A 293-nucleotide genomic window follows, 5' to 3' on the forward strand; every position below is an offset into this window, starting at 1 on the left:
ATCATCAATAACGGATTGCAAGAGGCTTTAAAAGGCCTTTTTTTCGTTGGATTCTTTCTGTATCACCTCCCAGGTCAGTACGATGGAAGCCATGTTCCTTAGAGCAGATTATGCTCCTTCAGGATCCGCTCATAGTCATCACACAGGCCCTGGAGGTAACGGATATCCACACGGAGGTCCATGATCAGGTCTTTCAGATCTTCATGGCGTTCCTTTAAGCGTGTCACGGGATCCGGGATGGTCACATCCAGTCTGCCGGCAGCATAGGACTGGCAGTACATACAGACCATATC

General features: G+C 48.8%; 1 protein-coding gene. It reads right to left on the bottom strand.

The genetic code is table 11. The features are described 5' to 3' along the window. Nucleotides 1-98: 98 nt before the first annotated feature. Nucleotides 99-293, bottom strand: a 195-nt coding sequence (locus H6A20_RS13255) for a hypothetical protein (RefSeq protein ID WP_204907552.1), incomplete at its 5' end; no start/stop codon positions are given.

It is taken from the genome of Mordavella massiliensis, assembly GCF_016901695.1.
Lineage (GTDB): Bacteria > Bacillota > Clostridia > Lachnospirales > Lachnospiraceae > Claveliimonas > Claveliimonas massiliensis_A.